A 19,301-nucleotide genomic window follows, 5' to 3' on the forward strand; every position below is an offset into this window, starting at 1 on the left:
CACCTGGCACATCGCATCGGCCAGTACATGACTGGAGGGGCTGTCCGGCCTGACGGCCGGACAGCCCCTCACCAAGATCTTCATCGACCTTCTAGGCCCGGCCTCCGGGTGAGGTGTGGGTGTGGAGCCGGTGGAGGGCGGCGCGGCGTTCCGCGGGGGAGTCGTACCTCTCGGTCAGCTCGGCGGCGAAGAGACGCAGCAGATCGTGCAGGACGTAGCGGCCGGGCGCGTGTTCGGTGACGAGGTGGGCGTCGGAGAGCTCGTGGAGCAGCAGCCGGGCGCGGCGGGGCGGGAGTCCCGCCAGCGCGGCGGCCGTGCCGGCGGTGAGGCCGGGGCCGGGTCGCAGGGACAGCAGCCGGAACAGGCGGGCGTGCTCCGGGGGCAGCCGGCGGTAGGAGGTGTCGAAGGCCGTCCTGACGCCGGGAACGCCTCCCGTGCCGGCGAAGGCGTCGAGACCTCCCGCCGAGTGCCGTAGTTCCGCGGCGATCGCCGAGAGCGGGACGTCCGGGCGGCCGACGGCGCGGGCGGCCACCACGGCCACCGCCAGCGGCAGCCGTCCGCACCGGGCGACGATCTCGGCGGCGGCCCCGGGTTCGGCGGCCGCCCGGTCCTGGCCGACGCGGCGCGCGAGGGCGGCGCGCGCGTCCGCCGCGGACGGCAGGTCCAGATGCAGCGGCCGGGCGCCCGACGCGGTCAGCCCGGACAGGGCCAGACGGCTGGTGACCAGGGTGAGGCTGCCCGGGCAGGCGGGCAGCAGCGGCCGGACCTGCTCGGTGTCCGCCGCGTCGTCGAGCAGCACCAGCAGCCGCCGCCCGACCAGCGTGCTGCGGTAGAGGCCGGCCAGCGAGTCCACCCCGTCCGGCATGCGCGCGGCGGGCACCCCGAGTGCGGCGAGCATCCCGCGCAGTGCCTCGGCGGGCTCCAGCGGCGGTCTGGTCGGGTCGAACCCCCGTAGTCCGACGTGGAGTTGCCCGTCCGGGAACCGGTCGGCGACCCGGTGCGCCCAGTGCACCGCGAGGGTGGTCTTGCCGATGCCGGGCATCCCGCTGACCAGGACGGTCGTGGGCGCCCCGGCGGAGGAGGCGGCCGGGTCGGCGGCCTCCGGCAGAGCGCCGAGTTCTGCCTCCCGGCCGACGAAGACCGGCAGATCGGGCGGCAGTTGGGCGGGGCGGACGGAGGCGGACGGCGCTGCCGGGGCGGGCGAGGGGACGGTGCGCGCCGGTGTTCGGCGGCCGGCGGGGGCCGGGGCGGGGACGGTGTCCGGCGGTGTCGTGGGGGCCGGGGCGGGGACGGCGGCGCCGCGTAGGGGAACGGCCGGCCGGTGCGGCCTTCCCGGTGCGGCCGCCAGGAGTGGCTCCCACTCCTGGCGGAGCACCCGGGTGTGGGCGGCCGCCAGCTCCGGACCGGGGACGATGCCCAACTCCGCGGCGAGCAGCCGCCGTACCCGCTCGTACGCCGAAAGCGCCTCCGCCTGGAGGCCGGACGCGGCCAGGGCCATGACGAGGCCCGCCTGCGACGACTCGTCCAGGGGGTCGAGTTCGACGGCCCGGCGCAGATGCGGCAGGACCAGCTCGGAACCGCCGCACAGCAGCGCGGCATCGGCGGCCATCCGCGCCGTGCGTGCCAACTCGTGCTCCAGCGAGGAGAATTCGGCGTGCTCCCGGACCGGTGCGGGGATGCCCATCGCCACCGGGCCGTGCCAGTCGCCCAGGGCGTCCACGAAGTGCCGCAGCGCCGCCTCGGACCGCCCGGTCGCCGCCGCCCGCTTGCCGCGCTTGGTGAGCGCGCGGAACCGCAGCAGGTCCACCTCGTCCTCGGCCGCCTCCAGCAGGTAACCGCCGGCGCGGCGCAGCACGCGGTGCCCGGGGGCGCGGGGCGGCAGACCCGGTTCGAGGAGCCGCCGCAGCGCACCGGCGTACCGCCGTACGACGTTCATCGCGCTGGCCGGCGGCCGCCCGGGCCAGAGCACGTCGACGATCTCGCCCGCGGGCACCGGGCGGCCCGCCCGCACCACCAGCAGGGCCAGCAGGGCACGCTGCTGGGGGAAACCGAGGTCCAGCTCCTCGTCGCCCCGGCACACCCGCAGGGGACCCAGCACCTCGAAACGCATCGCATCCCGCACCACGACAACCCCCGGCCGCCCACACCCCGCCCCACGGACCGGCGACCCCGTCGGGCCGCCCCACCGGTCACCGTGTTCAGGGAACCGAGCCGCCGCGCCCCCGGTCAACGGGCCCTCGTCGGCCACTCGCGCGGCCGTTCGGCGAACGCCGACGGACGGTGAGGTGGCCGGCACGGTGGTGGACGGTGGCGCGGCCGGTGCGGTGGCGGGCGGTTCGGTGGCGGGCGGTTCGGTGCCGGGCTCGGGCGTCCCGCCGGTCACACACATCGGTCACCGGCCGTCAGCAGGGCCCTGACGTCGTCGGCGTCGGGGTGGCCGAGGGTGATGAGGATGGTCAGCGCCTGCTGCCAGACGTCGTGGGCGTCGTCGTGGTTGCTCATCGCGCGATGGGTGTCGCCGATGTGGACGAGGGTGCTCGCCTCCAGATACGGCACGCCCAGCTCCTGGTAGAAGGCGAGTGCGTTGCCGTAGCCGAGGAGGGCCTGACGGTGGCGGCCGAGATGGTGGTGGGCGTAGGCGATGCTGTGCCAGGTGGCCGCCTGGCCGTAGCGGTCGCCGAGGTCCTGGAGCAGGGGCAGGGCCTGGAAGCAGTGGGTCAGTGCCTCCCGGTACTCGCCGAGCAGCGCGTGGTACCAGCCGACCGAGTTGAGGACGCCGGCGTGCGCGGCCGGGCGGCCGCCGTCCCGGAACAGTTCCAGGGCGAGCCGGTTGTGGCGCAGCGCGCCGGGCAGATCGCCCTCCTGGTCGCGGATCCAGCCGAGACTGCGGTGGGTGTCGGCCCGCCCGATGTCGTCGCCCAGGCCGGTGAAGAGCTCCAGGGCGCGGTCGAGGCGGGCCCGGGCCGGGTCGTACAGACCCAGCCGTCCCTCGGCCCGGGCCAGCGCACGCAGCCCTCTCGCCTCCCACTCGACGCCGCCCAGCCGGAGGGCGGCGTCGAGCGCGGTCCGCTGGGTGGCCGCCCAGTCGTGCCAGTGGCCCCGCCGGTCGAGGTACGGCTCCAGCGCCCAGGCCAGCAGACAGACGAGCCGGTCCCGGCCGGAGCGGACCGCCGCCTCGATCACGGCCAGGAGCACCGGGTACTCCGTCGTCAGCCACGCCAGGGCCTGCTCGTGATCGCCGAACGACTCGACCCGAACCCCCTCCGGGACCGGCCCCGGTGCCGGCGGATCCTCCTGCGGGGCGAGCAGCCGCTGGCCCGCGTGGGCGGCATGCAGGTGGTACGCGTACAACCGCCCGAGGGCCGCCTCGCTCTCGGGGGCCGCCCCGCTCCCGGCGGGGCTTGCGTCGGCCGGCCCGGGTTCCGCCTCCCGCAGAAGTTCGGTCGCGTGGGCGCGGAGGAGGTCGTGGAGGGCGTAGCGGCCGGGGGACTGCTCGTGGACGAGGTGGACCTCGGCGAGTTCGGTCAGCAGGGACCGGGCCCGGCGCACCGGGAGCCCGGCCAGCGCGGCCGTCGCCGGCGCGGAGAAGTGGGGGCCGGGGTGCAGGGCGAGCAGCCGGAAGAGGTGTGCCGCGTCGAGGGAGACGGCACCGAGGGACCACGAGAAGACCGCGCCGACGTTCGCGGACGCGTCGCTCCGGCTGAACGCGTCGAGGCCGCCGTGCGCCTCCCGCAGCTCGGCCGCGATCGCCGACAGCGCGAAACGCGGATGGGCGGCGGCACGTGCGGCCACGCACGCCAGGGCCAGCGGCAGCCCCGCGCACAGCGCGGTGATCTCGGCCACCGCCCGCGACTCGCCCACGAGCCGAGCCGCACCCAGCCGCCGTTCGAGGAACGCCCGTGCCTGCCCGGTGTCCAGTGGCCGCAGGGTCAGCGCGTGGGCGCCGTGCGCGGACACCAGCCCGGTCAGCTGGTTGCGGCTGGTGACGATGGCCAGGCACCCGGGCGTCCCCGGCAGCAGCGGCCGTACCTGCTCGGTGTCGCGTGCGTTGTCCAGCAGCACCAGGAACCGCCGCCCGGCCAGCAGGCTGCGGTAGAGCGCGGCCCGGGCGTCCACGCCGTGCGGAACCCGCTCCGGTGGTACGCCCAGCGCGTCGAGGAACACCCGCACCGCCTCGTCCGCGCCCATGACCGCGCCCGAGGGGGCGAACCCCCGCAGGTCGACGTACAGCTGCCCGTCCGGGAACCGGTCGGCGACCCGGTGCGCCCAGTGCACGGCGAGCGTGGTCTTGCCGATGCCGGCCATACCGCCGATGGCGCTGATGACGACGGTCCCGGGGGTGGGCGGGACGGCGGTCGTGGCTGGAACGGCGGCGACGGCAGCGGTGTTCCCCGCGCCGGGAGCGGGGGCGGTGTCGTCCGCGGTGACGGCAGCGCCGGAGGTGGCGGTGCCCATGAGGGCCAGTACCTGCTCCAGTTCCGCGCAGCGGCCGGTGAACGTCGGCAAGTCGTGCGGGAGTTGAGCCGGGATGGGTGCGGGTGCGGGTGCGGGTGCGGTTGCCGCAGCCGGGGCGGTGGCGCGGCTGGGCGAGTGGGCCGGAACCGCTTCCTCCGGTGGGACACCGGCGCTCCTGGGCGCCGTTTCGTCCCGTACCGTCCGGTACGCCTCCCGCAGCTCCCGCCCCGGATCGATGCCCAGCTCGTCGGCGAGCCGGGCGCGGGCCGCCCGGTAGGTGCTCAGGGCCTCGGCCGCGCGTCCGGTGGCCGCCAGGGTGAGGACGAGTCTGGCCAGCAGGGGTTCGTCCAGTGGGTCGCCGAGCGCGGCCTCCTGGAGGACGGGCAGCACCGCGTCGGCCATGCCGGCACGCAGGGCTGCGTCAGCCGCCTCCCGTACGGCCGCCAGGCGCTCCCGGTCGAGTCGGCCGAACCCGGCCCGCTCCCGGACGTCGGCGGGCAGGCCCGCGCCGACCGGCCCGTGCCACAGCTCCAGGGCCTCGATGAGGATGTCCACGGCTTGTGCGGGCGGCGCGTCCGAGTCGTCGGCGGTCCGCCGCGCCTCCTCGCGCAGCCGCCGGAAGCGGAGCAGGTCCAGACTGCCGTCGTCGGCCAGGAGCCGGTAGCCGCCCACATCGCGGACGAGCCACCGCCCGACGGCACGGTTGGGCAGCCCGGGCTCCAACCACCGTCGCAGCGAACCCACATGACGTCGTATCACGTTGATGGCACTGTCCGGCGGGCACCGCCCCCACAGCACGTCGACGATCTCGCCCACCGCGACCGGTCGCCCCGCCCGCGCCAGGAGCATCGCCAGCAGCGCCTGTTCCTGCGGACGCCCAGGTGTCAGTTCCACCCCCGCCCGCAGCACCCTGACCGACCCCAGAACCGCGAACCACACCGGCTCCAGTGCCAATGAGGCCCCCTTGTATCTCGTATCTCGTATCTTCTGTGACCCCATGACGATACGTGGCACCGCGAGTTACCCAGAGTTACGCGCGAGAGGGTGGTGGTGGACCGAGGTGAGTGCCGGTGAGTCGCAAGGCTGTCGGCCGGGCGCGGTGATACTGGTGTCGGTCGCAGTGAATCTCCGGGAAAAGGGAGCGCGTTCGGTGAACTCGGGTCGTGCAGAGGACCGTTGGGAATCGGCGGGATCGGGCGGCTCGGCCGGCCGGCACGCGGTCGTGATCGGGGGCAGCCTCGCGGGGCTGCTCGCCGCGCACGTCCTCGCCGGGCACGCGGAGCGGGTGACGATCGTGGAACGCGACCGCTTCCCCGCCGACGTGGCCGGGAGCGCCCCGGCGGGTGCGGCGTTCCGCCCCGGCGTACCGCAGAGCCGGCATCCGCACGTCCTGCTGGAGGGCGGCCAACTCGCCCTGGAGTCGCTGCTGCCCGGGTTCATGGACGAGCTGCGGGCGGCGGGCGCGCCGCGCGTCGGAATGCCGGAGGACATCGTGCAGTGGCAGAGCGGCCGCTGGTTCCGGCGGGTGCCCGCCTCGACCCACATCCACACCGGCTCACGGGCGCAGATCGAGCGGCTGATCCGGCGCCGGGTCCTGGCCGATCCCCGCGTCACCCTCGTCGAGGGAACCGAAACCGTGGGGCTGCTCGGCGGCGCCTCCCGGGTGCGTGGCGTTCTGCTCCGCGAGCGCGGTGACGGTCCTCGGGGCGAGCAGCGGGAACTGACGGCCGACCTGGTCGTCGACGCCTCCGGGCGCGGGACCAGGGCCCCGCGCTGGCTGACGGCCATCGGGGCCCAGGCGCCGCACGAGGAGACCATCGACACCGGCCTCGCGTACGCCTCCCGCGTCTACCGCGACACGACCGGAACGCTCGGCGCCGACCCGACCGCCGACGCACTCGGGTTCTACGTCGTCCCCAACCCCGCCCAGCCGTACGGCGTCGTCGTGCTGCCCCTGGAGGACGGCACCCACCTGGCCACCTTCTCCGGGCTGCGGGGCGACGAACCACCCACGGACGAGGAGGAGTTCGAGACGTACGCCAAGCGGCTCCCGCACCCGGTGGTGCACCGCTGGCTGCGCGGCGCCGAGCCGCTCTCGCCGGTCTCCGGGTTCCGGCGGACCGCCAACGTAAGGCGCCGCTACGACCTGCCCGGCCGCCGCCCCGCCGGGTTCCTCGCGACCGGTGACGCGCTGTGCACGTTCAACCCGATCTACGGGCAGGGCATGGCCGTCGCCGCGCTGAGCGCGGTGGCGCTGCGGGACGCTCTCGCCGACCCGCGCCGTACGCCCACCACCCGCAGGGTGCAGCGGGCGTTGCTCGCCGCGTCCCGGCAGGCCTGGGACATCTCGGCCGGGGCGGACAGGAAGATGCCCGGAGCGATCGGGAACGCCGCCGCGCCACGGCCCGCAGACCGGGTCGCCGGCTGGTATCTGCGCCGGGTCCAGGAGCGGACGCCGGGCGACCCCGTCGTGGGGCGCGCCTTCCGCTCCGCGCTCACCCTGAAGGAGCCGCTGAGCGCCCTCTTCGCCCCGGAGGTGGCCCGCGCGGTCCTGTTCGGCCCCCCTCTCCCGACTCCCCGGGAGCCGCAGATGACGCGCGAGGACGCGGGCGCCTGAGGGAGCGTCCACCGGGTGGCGGGGCGGGGGCCTCGAAGAGACGCGGCGGCCTTCGGATCCCCACATCCGCCGCCCCGCGACCGACTTGGGCGGCCTGCCGCCCCGGCGAGTCCGTCTCCTGCCCCTTGCCGGTGCGCCACATCCGACAGGACCGACACACTGCGTCGGTTGGCCGCCCAGGGCTGGGCGCCGAGCCCCGACGACATCGCCGCGTGCAGCCCCAACCACACCGGGCCGCCTGCCCCTTGCCGGGTAAGGTGATCGCATGCAGCTGTTCCTGACGCCTCCACCGCCCGCCGCTTAGGGCGGGCAGTCATGCGGAGCCATTCCGGGGTTACCGGGGTGGCTGCGCCGGTTGCCCACGGAGACATCGTGATGGCAATCAATCGAGGAGACCTCAGTTGCAGTCCTCTTCCGCCCTGCCCGTTCGGCAGGGTGTTCTCTACGTCGCGATTGCGGCCACAGCGTGGGGCACTGGCGGTGCGGTGGCCGCTGAACTGTACGACGTCGGCGGAATCGGCCCCATCTCTGTTTCCTTCTGGCGGTTCCTGGCCGGACTCGGGCTGCTTCTGGCAGCTCACCTGGTGCGGCGGTCCCGGCGGCCGGAGACGGCGCTGTCGCTGCGCGCGACGTTCGCGGCGAACCCGCGTCGGGCACTGATCACAGGCTTCGGGCTGGCGGTGTATCAGACGGCCTACTTCGCCTCCGTGCAGCAGGCCGGGCTGACCGTGGCCACGGTGGTGACCCTGGGCTCGGGTCCGGTGCTGGTCGCGGTCGGAGCCCGGCTCACGCTGGGCGAGCGCACCGGCGTCGCCGGAACCGCCGCGGTGGCGACCGGCGTCGGCGGCCTGGTGCTGCTGACGGGGGGCGTCGATGGGAGCACGGGCCCGGCGCCCCTCTCGGGCATCGGATACGCGCTGCTCTCCGCCACCGGGTACGCGGGCGTGACGTTGCTGGGCCGCTTCTCCGGCCGGGAGAACGCCGGTGGCGCGTTCGAGTCCACGGTGACCGGCTTCGCGGTCGGCGCGGTCTGCCTTCTGCCGGTGGCTTTGGCGGAGGGCCTGCTGCCCGCCATGGAGCGACCGGCGTGGACCCTGGCCCTGATCCTCTACCTGGGGGCTGCGCCCACAGCTCTGGCGTACACGTTGTTCTTCGCCGGCCTCGGCGCCGTACGGGCGACGACGGCGTCCGTGGTCGCCCTCGTCGAGCCGCTCACCGCGGCGGTCATCGGCATTCTGGTCTTCGGTGAGCGGCTCAACGCGATCGTTCTCACCGGCACGGCCCTGCTGCTGTCCGCGGTTCTCTTCCTTGCCGCCGACGAGGGGGTCGGCCGAGCGGTTTCCCGAAGGGCATCCGAGAAGGCCCCCAGCAGCAGTTGCCCACAGTGACAGATCGCGAGTGTCTGATCCTCAGATCGTGAGTGCCTGATCCTCTCTCGCCCGGTGAAACAGCTCGGCGGCGGTTGACCGCCTCACCGAGGGCACGGTGACCGCCCGAAGCGCCGGAGAGTCCGGTCTGCTCCTCGACCAGACCGTCAACGCCACCGCGCCAAGGCCGACGCGGACGGCGCGGACGCCGGTCCGAGGGGCAGGCCCTGCCGGACGCCGTCCGCGTCGTTGCCCGTCGCGCACCCGAGCGCTGTCCGAAATCGTTCCGCAGCCGGCCGCCCCGGCTCCGGTGGTCCGTGAACCGGCGTCTTGACGGTCATGATGTTACCGGTAACACTGCGGGGGTCACCGCCACGACGAGGTGGAGCCCACGTGCCCGACATCCCGACCGCACAAGACATGAGCCACCCCCAAGTCGCCAAGGAGGCAAGGGTGTTCAGCCCTGCCGCCGTGGTCGCCTCCTGCGTGGGGTTCGTGCTCATCGGCGCCCTCCAGGCGCTGTACGGGCCCGCCATCCCGGCCCTCCGCGACGAGTTCGGGCTGTCCCCGTCGGCCGCCGGGCTCGGCCTGAGCGCCCACTTCGTCGGCGGCGTCGCCGGTGTCCTGCTCTTCGACCGGCTCTACGGCCGGATGGGCAACCGGACGATCCTCGGCGCCTCGTACCTGCTGATGGCCCTCGGCGCGGCGGGCTTCGCGTTCGCCCCGAACTGGCCCGTGGGCCTCGCCGCCGCCCTGCTCGCCGGACTCGGCTTCGGCGGTATCGACTACGGCCTCAACCAGCTGTTCGCCGTCGGCTTCGGCAAGCGCTCGACGGCCATGCTGAACATCCTCAACGCCCATTTCGGCATCGGCGCGATCCTCGGCCCCGCTCTGATCGGCGCGGTCGGCGCCGAGCACTACCCGGCGGTCTTCCTCGCCTTCGCCGTCGCCAACCTGCCGCTGCTGCTGTGCCTGCGCGGCGTCCGCGACCGCGCGCCCCTGACCGCCGCCCCGGACGAGGACACCGCGCGGGCAGGCGGGTCCGCCCTGCGCCGCAGCCTGGCGTCGGTGCTCGGCGTGTTCGTCGCCCTCTACGTCCTGCACGTGGGCATCGAGGCCGGCGTCGGCGGCTGGGAGCCCACCCACCTGGAGACCGTCGGCTACGGCGCCGGGGCAGCCGCCACGGCGACCTCCGTGTACTGGCTGATGCTGACCGTCGGCCGTTTCCTGGTGGTCCCGATCGCCCTGCGGTACTCCCCCCAGACGATCATCACCGTGTCCTGCGCGGGCATGACCGTCTGCCTGCTCCTCGCCGTCATCCCCTGGCTCGCCCCGTTCGCGTACGCCGGCGTCGGCCTCTTCATCGCGCCGATCTTCCCCACCGGCCTGCCCTGGCTGAACGCGGCCGCACCGCGGGCCCGCAGCGCCGGAGCGCTGGTCATCGCCGCCTCCATGGTCGGGGGAGTGGCCGCCGGGCCCGCGCTCGGCAAGGCCATCGAATGGTCCGGCGTCCGCGCGGTGCCGCTGCTGCTGTGCCTCGTGTCGGCCCTGTGCCTGCTGGCCACCCTGTGGCTGATCCGCGCCACCCGCACCGACGTCTCCGCGTCCCGCTGAGCCGCACCCGTCACCCGCATGTCCCGAGCCGAAGGGAAAAGCCTTGCGCCCGCCCGCCCTCACCACGTCCTCCGACGGTTTCCTCCTCCACGGTGAGCCGTTCCGGATCATCTCCGGCGCGATGCACTACTTCCGCATCCACCCCGACCTGTGGGCCGACCGGCTGCGCAAGGCCCGGCTGATGGGCCTCAACACGGTGGAGACGTACGTCCCCTGGAACCTCCACCAGCCCGACCCCGACAGCCCCCTCGCCCTCGACGGCCTCCTCGACCTGCCCCGCTACCTGAGCCTCGCCCGCGCCGAGGGCCTGCACGTGCTGCTGCGCCCCGGCCCGTACATCTGCGCCGAGTGGGACGGCGGCGGCCTGCCCTCCTGGCTCACCACGGACCCCGACATCCGGCTGCGCACCAGCGACCCCCGCTTCACGGACGCCCTCGACCGCTACCTCGACATCCTGCTGCCCCCGCTGCTGCCCCACATGGCCGCGAACGGCGGACCCGTCATCGCCGTCCAGGTCGAGAACGAGTACGGGGCCTACGGCGACGACACCGCGTACCTCAAGCACGTGCACGACGCGCTGCGCTCCCGCGGCGTCGAGGAGCTGCTGTTCAGCTGCGACCAGGCGGGCTCCGCCCACCACCTGGCCGCCGGGAGCCTGCCCGGCGTGCTGTCCACCGGCACCTTCGGCGGCCGGATCGAGGAGTCGCTGCGCAAGCTGCGCGAGCACCAGCCCGAAGGGCCGCTGATGTGCTCGGAGTTCTGGATCGGCTGGTTCGACCACTGGGGCGAGGAGCACCACGTCCGGGACGGCGCGGACGCCGCCGCCGACCTCGACCGGCTGCTCGCCGCGGGCGCCTCCGTCAACATCTACATGTTCCACGGCGGCACCAACTTCGGCTTCACCAACGGCGCCAACCACGACCAGTGCTACGCGCCGATCGTCACCTCCTACGACTACGACGCCGCCCTCACCGAGTCCGGCGACCCCGGCCCCAAGTACCACGCCTTCCGCGAGGTGATCGCCCGCCACGCACCGGTCCCGGACGAGCCCGCCCCGGCCCCGTCCCCGAAACTCTCCGGCATCACCGTCGAGCTGGACCGCAGAGCACCCCTCCTGCCGTGGGCCACCGCCCACAGCCCGTCCGCCGGCCGCACCGAGGACCCGCTCACCATGGAGGAGCTGGGCCAGCGCTCCGGCTACGTCCTCTACCGGAGCGCCTTCCCCGATCCGGGCGACGGCCTGCTGCACTTCGCCGGCGGGGTCGGCGACCGCGCCCAGGTCTTCGTGGACGGCGCCCCCGTCGGCGTACTGGAACGCGAACGCCACGACGAGACCCTCCCGCTGCGCGTCCCCCGCGCCGGCGCCACGCTGGAGGTGCTCGTCGAGAACATGGGAGGGGTGAACTACGGGCCCCGCATCGGCGCCCCCAAGGGCCTGCTCGGCCCCGTCACCTTCAACGGCACGGCCCTGCACGGCTGGGACATCCACCGGCTGCCCCTGACCGACCTGTCCACAGTGCCCTTCACCCCGGCCGGCGAGACGGCACACACCACCGTGCCCGCCTTCCACCACGGCACCTTCGAGGTCGACACCCCCGCCGACACCTTCCTCTCCCTGCCCGGCTGGACCAAGGGCCAGGCCTGGGTCAACGGCTTCCACCTCGGCCGCTACTGGAACCGGGGCCCGCAGCGCACCCTCTACGTCCCCGCCCCCGTCCTGCGGTCCGGCACCAACGAGCTGGTCCTGCTGGAACTCAACGCCACCACCGGCGCCCGCGCGCACCTCACCGACACCCCCGACCTCGGCCCGGTGAAGCCCTGATGACGGCCCCGCGCCAGCTGCGCCTCCCGGCCGAACCACCGCCCCCGCTGCGCGGCCATCTGCCCTTCGCGGACGTCCCCGGCGCGAGCGACCCCATCGAGGTCACCAGCCGCTGGCTCACCCGCGGCGGCCGCCCCTGGTTCCCGGTCTCCGGCGAGTTCCACTTCACCCGCTACCCCGCCGGGGAGTGGGAGGAGGAGCTGCTGAAGATGAAGGCGGGCGGGGTGACCGTCGTCGCCACCTACGTCATCTGGATCCACCACCAGGAGACCGAGGGCGACCTCCGCTTCGACGGCGATCGCGACCTGCGTCGCTTCGCCGGACTCTGCGCCCGCCACGGCCTGGACCTCGTCCCCCGCATCGGCCCGTGGGTGCACGCGGAGGTACGCAACGGGGGCCTGCCCGACTGGGTCCTGGCCCGCGCCGACGCGCCCCGCACCGACGACCCGGCCTATCTCGCCCCCGTACGCCGCTGGTACGCGGCCGTCGCCGAGCAGCTCCGCGGCCTGGACCGGGGCCACGGCGGCCCCGTCGTCGCCGTCCAGATCGAGAACGAGCTGTACGACCGGCCGGGCCATCTGCTGACCCTGAAGCGGACGGCCCAGGAGGCCGGGCTCGCCGCCCCGCTGTGGACGTCGACCGCCTGGGGCGGCGTCCAGCTGCCCCCGGACGAACTCCTGCCGCTGTACGGCGGCTACCCCGAGACGTTCTGGACCGAGGCGGACGGCGGCTGGCCCGACACCTGCCGCACGCACTACTTCTTCACCCACCGGCGCGACGACGAGGGCATCGGCGCGGACCTCCGCCCCACCACCGCCCGCGGCGGCGATCCGGAGGCGCTCGCGGAGCGCTTCCCCTGGGCGACCTGCGAGCTGGGCGGCGGCATGGCCGTCGCCTACCACCGCAGGCCGCGCGTCGACGCCGCCGACATCGGCGCCCTCGGCCTCACCAAGATCGGATGCGGGTCGGTGTGGCAGGGCTACTACATGTTCCACGGCGGCACGAACCCCCGGGGGAGCACCACATCCCTCCAGGAGTCCCACGCCACCGGCCACCCCAACGACCTGCCCCTGCTCACCTACGACTTCCAGGCCCCGCTCGGCGAGTACGGCCAGTACCGGCCCTCCTACGACGAACTCCGCCTCCAGCACCTCCTGCTGGCCGACTTCGGGCAGCTGATCGCCCCCATGACGTCGGTGCTGCCGGAGCGGCGGCCGGCGGGCCAGGACGACCGGGAGACCCTGCGCTGGGCGGTGCGCGGCGACGGACGGTCCGGCTTCCTCTTCGTCAACAACCACCAGCCGCACGAGCCGCTGCCGGACCACACGGACGTCTCCTTCACCGTCGACTTCCCCGACGCACCGCCCCTCACCCTGCCGTCCACGCCGGTCACGGTCCGCCGGGGCGCGTACTTCTGCTGGCCGCTGCGGCTCGACCTGGACGGACTGCGGCTGGAGTGGGCCACAGCGCAGGTGGTGTGCCTGGTGGACGGTGCGAACGAGGGTGCCCACGGCAGCAGTGACGCCGACGCCGGCCGTCCGGTGCTGGTGCTGGCCGCGGTCGACGGCATCGTCCCCGAACTCGCCCTCGACGCCGGGTCGGTGAAGGCGGTGCGCGTGCCCTCCGGTGACCTGACGACCGCGGGGGACCGCATCCTCGTCACCGGGCTGCGGCCCGGCACGGACGCACTCGTCGAGGTGGACACCGCCGACGGCCGCCGCGTCGGCCTCCTCGTCCTGGACGCGGCGACGGCCCGTACCGCCTACCGGGGCCATGCCTGGGGCGCCGAGCGGCTGGTCCTCTGCGGCGGCGGCGTCGTCTTCGACACGCACCGCGACGAGGTGCGGGTGCACAGCCCGTCCCCGGAGCCGTCGTTCGCGGTGCTGCCCGCGCCACGGGCGGCACCGGTGGTGGCCGGGGGCACGGTGAAGGAGACGGCGGACGGGGTCTTCGCCCGCTACACGGTGGTCACGGCGGCCGACGGGCCCGGCGGCGCGGGCGGGCCGGGCGGGACCGGACGGACCCTGCCCGTCGTCCTCCTCCGGGCGCCGGGCGAGGCACCGCCCACCGTCACCGGCGTGCACGGGCGGGCCGGTGCGCCGGCCGACGAGCACTACGACGCCGTCGCCGCCGAGTACCACGTGCCCGTCCCCGACCATCTGCCGCCCGGCACGCTGCTCCGTATCCACTGGACCGGTGACGCCGGCCGCGCCTACGTCGGAGACCGCCTCGTCGCCGACCAGTTCTACTCCGGGCGCGTCTGGGAGATCGCGGTGGACCGGCTGCGGACGGAGGGAGACGTGTGTACGGCGGGCCTGCGGCTGAAGATCCTTCCACTGCCCGCCGGGGCGCCGGTGTACATCCCGGGCCGGACCGGCGACTCGCCGCTGCCGGCGGGGATCGACCGGGTGGAGTGGCTCACCGTCCACACCCGGCCGTTCCGCGCGGGCTGACCACGAGGGCCGGGAAGGCCGGGGCCGTTCCCCGCCTCTCCTCGGCCCTCCGGCTCCCCGGGCGCCCCGCCTATCCTGTGAAGCCCGGCGGGAAGCCGTCCCGCCACCCCGTCGAAGAAGGAAGCGCCGCATGCCCCGAAGCACCACGGACGGCACCGCGGCCGGGGACGCCGGTGCGGCCGGCGGCCCCAGACCCACCGGCAGCCGCAGCAGACGCAACTTCGCGGGCGCCCGGCCGGTGATGGACGACGTCGCCCGGCTGGCCGGGGTCTCCAAGCAGACCGTCTCCCGCGTCCTCAACGACAACCCGGCGGTACGACCGGAGACCCGCGAGGCCGTGCGGGCCGCGATGCGCACCCTCGGATACCGCCCGAGCCGCAGCGCGCGATCCCTCGCCAGCGGCCGTACCCGCATGCTCGGCGTGATCTCGTTCGACGCGGCGCGCTACGGCCCCGCCGCCACGCTCACCGCCATCAACACGGCGGCCCAGGAGGCGGGTTACCTGGTCAGCTCCATCGCGCTGGACACGGCGGACCGCGACACGGTCGTCCAGGCGGTGGACCGGCTGTCGGCCGAGGGCGCCGACGGGATCATCGCCATCGCCCCCCAGCGCCCGGTGGCCACCGCGCTGGCCGGCGCCCGCCCCGACACCCCGCTGGTCATGCTCGACAACGGCCTCGGCGACGGCACCCCCGTGGTCTCGTCGGACTTCCGGGCCGGTGCGCGGCTGGCCACCGAGCACCTGCTGGGCCTCGGCCACTCCACGGTCTGGCACATCGCGGGGCCCACCGGCTGGACGTCCGCCGACCGGCGCGCTGCGAGCTGGCGGGAGACCCTCGCGAAAGCAGGCGCCCCCGTCCACGAACCGCTCGTCGGCGACTGGAGCGCCGACTCCGGCTACGCACTGGGGCGGCGGCTCGCGGACCGCCCGGACGTCACCGCCGTCTTCGTCTCCAACGACCAGATGGCCCTCGGGCTGCTGCGGGCCCTGCACGAGGCGGGCCGCCGGGTGCCGGACGACGTGAGCGTGGTCGGCTACGACGACATCCCCGAGGCCGCGCATCTGCTGCCTCCGCTGACGACCGTCCGCACCGACTTCTCCGAGATCGGCACCCGCTCCCTGCGGCTGCTCCTGACCCAGCTCGACGAGCCCGCCGACGGGGAGCAGCCCTCCGGGACCGAACAGGTCGTCCCCGTCGAGCTCATCGTCCGCCGCAGCACCGGCCCGGCACCGCGCTGACCCGGCGTACCCGGCACTCGCCCGGGGATACCGGGCCGTGGGCGCTCCCCGGAGACCGGCCCGCGAGCCGCCCGGCGTCGGTTCGGGCCGTCGACCGGGCGAGCTGCCGAGGCTCTTGGGCCGCCCGTGAGCAGGGCACGGCTCTGCGTGCTCCTGCGGAGGACCGGGCCCCTGTCCACGGGCACCGGCACCGCGGCAGGCGACGTTCGCCCCGTCGCGACGCCCCGCACGTACTCCCGCCGCACCGGACGCCGCCCTTTGACGGGCAGGCGTCGTCTGCCGCCGCACCGGGGACATGCCGGCAGCCCCTGCCTGCAACAGGACGGCCGCCGGCCCCCGCCCCGGTGCTCGCCCACGCCGGTATGAGAGGCGATCCCCGCGGCGGCGGACCGCCGGGCGTGGCGGACGTTCCGAGGCGGCCGCACGGCCGCCGCCCGTCCACGGAGGACGGGCGGCGGCCATGCGGAGCGCGGTCACGGGGCGGGGCATCGCTGCGGTGTCCCGCCGCCGGCAGCTGTCAGTCCACCCACCACTTGCCGCACTTGGTGATGCCGTCGAACTCGCCGCAGGCGCGTGCGGCGTAGTTGGCGTTGTAGACGGACTGCGTGCGGCTGCCGGTGTAGGGGCCGCACATCTTCCAGCCGTCCCTCTTGGCGTCCTGGTCGCTGACCGTGCCCTTGAAGTCGGGGAACGAGCGGAAGCTGCGGTCGACCCAGAGCCGGTCGCCGGCCCTGCGGCCGGACTTGATCTCCGCGCGGCTGTAGCGGTCGAGCGCCGACTCGTTCTGCAGTTCGACGCGGCGGCCCCGGAAGTCGAACGAGGCGCCGGACTCGACGGCGCGGAAACGGCCGACGACGGCGATGCCGTCGCAGTCGTCCTCGGTGGCCGAGGCAACCGACGCGGGGACGAGGACGATGGCGCCGCTGCCGATCAGCACGGCCGAGGCCGCGACCACGCGGCCCGTACGGGACTTCTTCACATGGGTTCCTTTTGCAGTGACAGGGAGGGGTGGGGAGCCACCGCCCGCACCGGACAGGGCGAGACCCCTCGGATGGAGGTGCACCGCCGTCCGTTCACCTGATGACGGCGGCGACCTCCGCAGATTCCAGGACACCGGCGACGCGACGGCAACAGCAGCCGCCACAGCTGGGACAGCGGGACCATCCCACCCCTGCTGACCTGTGGAAACAAGGAGCCTCTGGGATGGCGCTGGGACGCGGGGACGACTCGCGCCATGTCGGCCGGCCAAGGGAACCCGGCAGGCGGCCGGACGGAGGGCGAGCGAGAACACCTCTGCGGGCTCCACCTCGCCGTCGTCCTCATCCGGTCGGCGAGGTGACCCCGGGGGAAGGCCCTCGGGTGGGTCCGCACGGTCCCGCCTGCCCCACCGGGCCGACGACGGGACCGTGCGGACACGGCCTACGGCTTGCGGGCTATCGCCCCGTACATCGCGATGTCCTCGTCGCGGATGTCCTGCTCGCCGGTGCCGTCCGGGTGCCACTTGTGGACCTGGACGATGCCGGGCTCGACGAGCTCCAGGCCCTCGAAGAACTCATGGGCCTCGTCGATGGTGCGCAGCCGCATCGGCATGTCGCGGGCCGCGTACTCGCGGGCGACCCGGCCCACCTCCTCCGGCGCGAACTCGGCGGTGCCGATGGTCATCGCGAGGTAGCTGCCGGAGGGCAGGGGTTCGAGGAGCCGGCGGACGATGCCCACCGCGTCGTCCTCGTCCAGGACGAAGTGGACGATCGCGATCACGGTGAGCGCGACCGGCTCGGTGAGGTCGAGGGTCTCCAGGAACTCGGCGGACCCCAGGACGGTGTCCGGGTCCTGGAAGTCGGCCTCGATGTACGCGGTCCTGCCCTCGGGGGTGCTGGAGAGCAGCCCCTGGGACAGGGTGAGGACGATGGGATCGTTGTCCACGTAGACCACCCGTGACTCGGGGGCCACCGACTGGGCGATCTCGTGGAGGTTGGGGGAGGTGGGGATGCCGGTTCCGATGTCGAGGAACTGGCGCATGCCGGCCTCCTCGGCGAGCCAGCGCACCGCGCGGTTCATCCAGTCGCGGTTGGCGCGCATGTGGACGGGCAGGGCCGGCCACTCGCGCGCCATCGCGTCGCCGGCCTCCTTGTCGGCCGGGTAGTAGTCCTTGCCGCCGAGGATGTAGTCGTAGATGCGCGCGGAATGCGCGTGCTCGGTGTCGATCCGGTCGGCCGGCCATCCGTTGTCGGGCAACGCCGCCCCTCCCATCAGGTCGTTCGGTCCAGGTGCACGGTCGGGCAAAGCCCGGGTCCGGCGTGCGCCGGCCCCGGGTTCAGCAAGTGGTGCGTCAACACAGCTTGGCAGCAAGTGGGTTCACAGCAGGAAGTCGGCCTCGCCCGCCTTCACCCCGGCCAGGAACGTGGTCATCTCCCGTGGGGTGAAGACCAGCGCAGGGCCGTCCGGATCGGTCGACTGGCGTACGGCGACCCGGCCGTCGGCCAGCTTCTTCACCTCCACGCAGGCGCCGCCCGCGTCGTCGCTCCAGGGCCTGCGCCAGTCCTGGGCGCCGAGGTCACGGGCCGGCATGCCGTTGCGTACATCGCGGATGTCACGTGTCGAGTGGCGCGCTTCCTGGGATATCTCGTGGGGCACGTCAGAGCTCCTTGCGTAGGGCGCCGAGGAGGGCCTCGGTCTTGCTCGCGGGCGCGGACTGCGCGCCCAGCCGGTCCAGGGCCTCGCGGTAGACGACGACGTCGTCCCCCTTGTCGAGGTACACCGCGCCCACCAGACCGTTGAGATAGACGATGTCCGGCAACTCGGGTGCCCTGAAACGGAAGAGATGGAACGCGCCGGCCCGCATCGCCGGATGCGGGCCGTTCCGGAACGGCATCAGCTGCAGCGTCACATGCGGCAGCCGATTCAGCTCGATCAGATGATCGATCTGGGCCCGCATCACGTCCGGTCCGCCCACCGGCCATCTGAGCACCGTCTCGTCCATCACCACCCACAGCCGCGGCGGCTGCTCCCGGGTGAGCAGTTCCTGGCGGCGCATCCGCAGCGCCACCCGGCGCTCGGTGGCCTCGGTCGCCGCGTGCGGATTGCCGGCGCCCAGCAGGGCCCGCGCGTACGCCTCGGTCTGCAGCAGCCCGTGCACGAACTGCGCCTCGTAGGCGCGGATCTGGAGCGCCGCCTGTTCCAGGCTCAGATAGGCGGCGAACCAGTCGGGCAGGACGTCCCGGTAGGTGTGCCACCAGCCGCGCTTGTTGGCCTCGCGGACCGATTTGAGGAATGTCTCGATCTCCTGCTGGTCGCTCACCCCGTAGACCTGGAGCAGCTTCTCCACGTCCGGGAGACGCAACCGAGCGACCTTGGCGGCCTCCATCCGGCGGATCGTGGAGTGGCTCACCCCGATCGCCTCTCCGGCCTGCTCGAACGTGAGCCCGGCGCGGGAGCGCAGTTCCTCCAGCTGCCGGCCGAGGATCATGCGCAGCACGGAGGGTGCCCCGCCCCAGTCGGTCTCCGCGGTCACACCCACCTCCTCGCCTCGTTGACGCAGTCTGGCACGATCTTGGCTCGAACGATGACATCCTGCGATCGGCGAATTGCAAATTTCAACTTGCCGGTTGCGAGGTGTTGTTCACGGATGCCAGAGTGGGACCACCGTCACGGCTTCGGCGAACGCTGGGGCTGCGCGGCCAGGTTGGGGGAGATGTGGCCGCAACTCGGCGCTCTACGCCGCGAGTTGCACGAC

The 19,301-nt window shown here is 74.0% G+C and carries 12 protein-coding genes; 6 read left to right on the top strand and 6 right to left on the bottom strand.

Translation table 11 applies throughout. From position 1 onward, the window contains the following. Window positions 1–91: 91 nt before the first annotated feature. Both AC067N_RS35100 and AC067N_RS35105 read right to left on the bottom strand, forming a co-directional pair. Window positions 92–2,110 (bottom strand): AfsR/SARP family transcriptional regulator, encoded by a 2,019-nt coding sequence (locus tag AC067N_RS35100; protein ID WP_478682991.1) that lies wholly within the window; start codon window positions 2,108–2,110, stop codon window positions 92–94. A gap of 269 nt (window positions 2,111–2,379) precedes the next feature. After that, on the bottom strand, window positions 2,380–5,409 hold the full coding sequence (locus AC067N_RS35105; protein WP_478682992.1) for an AfsR/SARP family transcriptional regulator: 3,030 nt from the start codon (window positions 5,407–5,409) through the stop codon (window positions 2,380–2,382). Window positions 5,410–5,680: 271 nt separating this feature from the next. Between AC067N_RS35105 and AC067N_RS35110 the strand changes: the two genes are divergently transcribed. The 6 genes from AC067N_RS35110 (at window position 5,681) to AC067N_RS35135 (ending at window position 15,568) form a co-directional block, all read left to right on the top strand. Continuing rightward, entirely contained in the window at window positions 5,681–7,072 is a 1,392-nt protein-coding gene (locus AC067N_RS35110; RefSeq protein ID WP_478683058.1) for an FAD-dependent oxidoreductase, read from the top strand. A 401-nt stretch (window positions 7,073–7,473) separates the two neighbouring features. Then, the gene (locus AC067N_RS35115; protein ID WP_478682993.1) at window positions 7,474–8,460 is read left to right on the top strand and encodes a DMT family transporter; all 987 of its coding nucleotides are present in this window, start codon (window positions 7,474–7,476) and stop codon (window positions 8,458–8,460) included. A gap of 399 nt (window positions 8,461–8,859) precedes the next feature. Then, window positions 8,860–10,053 carry an MFS transporter gene (locus tag AC067N_RS35120; RefSeq protein WP_478682994.1) on the top strand — a complete coding sequence of 398 codons (1,194 nt, stop codon included), beginning with the start codon at window positions 8,860–8,862 and terminating at the stop codon, window positions 10,051–10,053. Between the two features lie 43 nt (window positions 10,054–10,096). Next, a complete protein-coding gene (locus tag AC067N_RS35125; protein ID WP_478682995.1) occupies window positions 10,097–11,875 on the top strand; it encodes a glycoside hydrolase family 35 protein in 1,779 nt (592 codons plus the stop codon). Beyond that, on the top strand, window positions 11,875–14,328 hold the full coding sequence (locus AC067N_RS35130) for a beta-galactosidase (RefSeq protein ID WP_478682996.1): 2,454 nt from the start codon (window positions 11,875–11,877) through the stop codon (window positions 14,326–14,328). Before AC067N_RS35125 ends, AC067N_RS35130 begins: the two co-directional genes overlap by 1 nt. Before the next feature lie 130 nt (window positions 14,329–14,458). Then, window positions 14,459–15,568, top strand: coding sequence for a LacI family DNA-binding transcriptional regulator (locus tag AC067N_RS35135; protein WP_478682997.1), 1,110 nt, complete (start codon window positions 14,459–14,461; stop codon window positions 15,566–15,568). 517 nt (window positions 15,569–16,085) lie between these two features. Here the strand turns inward: AC067N_RS35135 and AC067N_RS35140 are convergent. The 4 genes from AC067N_RS35140 to AC067N_RS35155 form a co-directional block, all read right to left on the bottom strand. Beyond that, complete coding sequence (locus AC067N_RS35140) at window positions 16,086–16,547, bottom strand: hypothetical protein (protein ID WP_478682998.1); 462 nt, start codon at window positions 16,545–16,547, stop codon at window positions 16,086–16,088. A 440-nt stretch (window positions 16,548–16,987) separates the two neighbouring features. After that, window positions 16,988–17,803, bottom strand: a complete 816-nt coding sequence (locus AC067N_RS35145) for an SAM-dependent methyltransferase (RefSeq protein ID WP_478682999.1) — start codon at window positions 17,801–17,803, stop codon at window positions 16,988–16,990. Between the two features lie 120 nt (window positions 17,804–17,923). After that, window positions 17,924–18,136 (bottom strand): DUF397 domain-containing protein, encoded by a 213-nt coding sequence (locus AC067N_RS35150; protein WP_478683059.1) that lies wholly within the window; start codon window positions 18,134–18,136, stop codon window positions 17,924–17,926. 67 nt (window positions 18,137–18,203) lie between these two features. Then, a complete protein-coding gene (locus AC067N_RS35155) occupies window positions 18,204–19,079 on the bottom strand; it encodes a helix-turn-helix domain-containing protein (protein WP_478683000.1) in 876 nt (291 codons plus the stop codon). Window positions 19,080–19,301: the final 222 nt, after the last annotated feature.

This window comes from Streptomyces sp. NPDC042364, assembly GCF_056437585.1.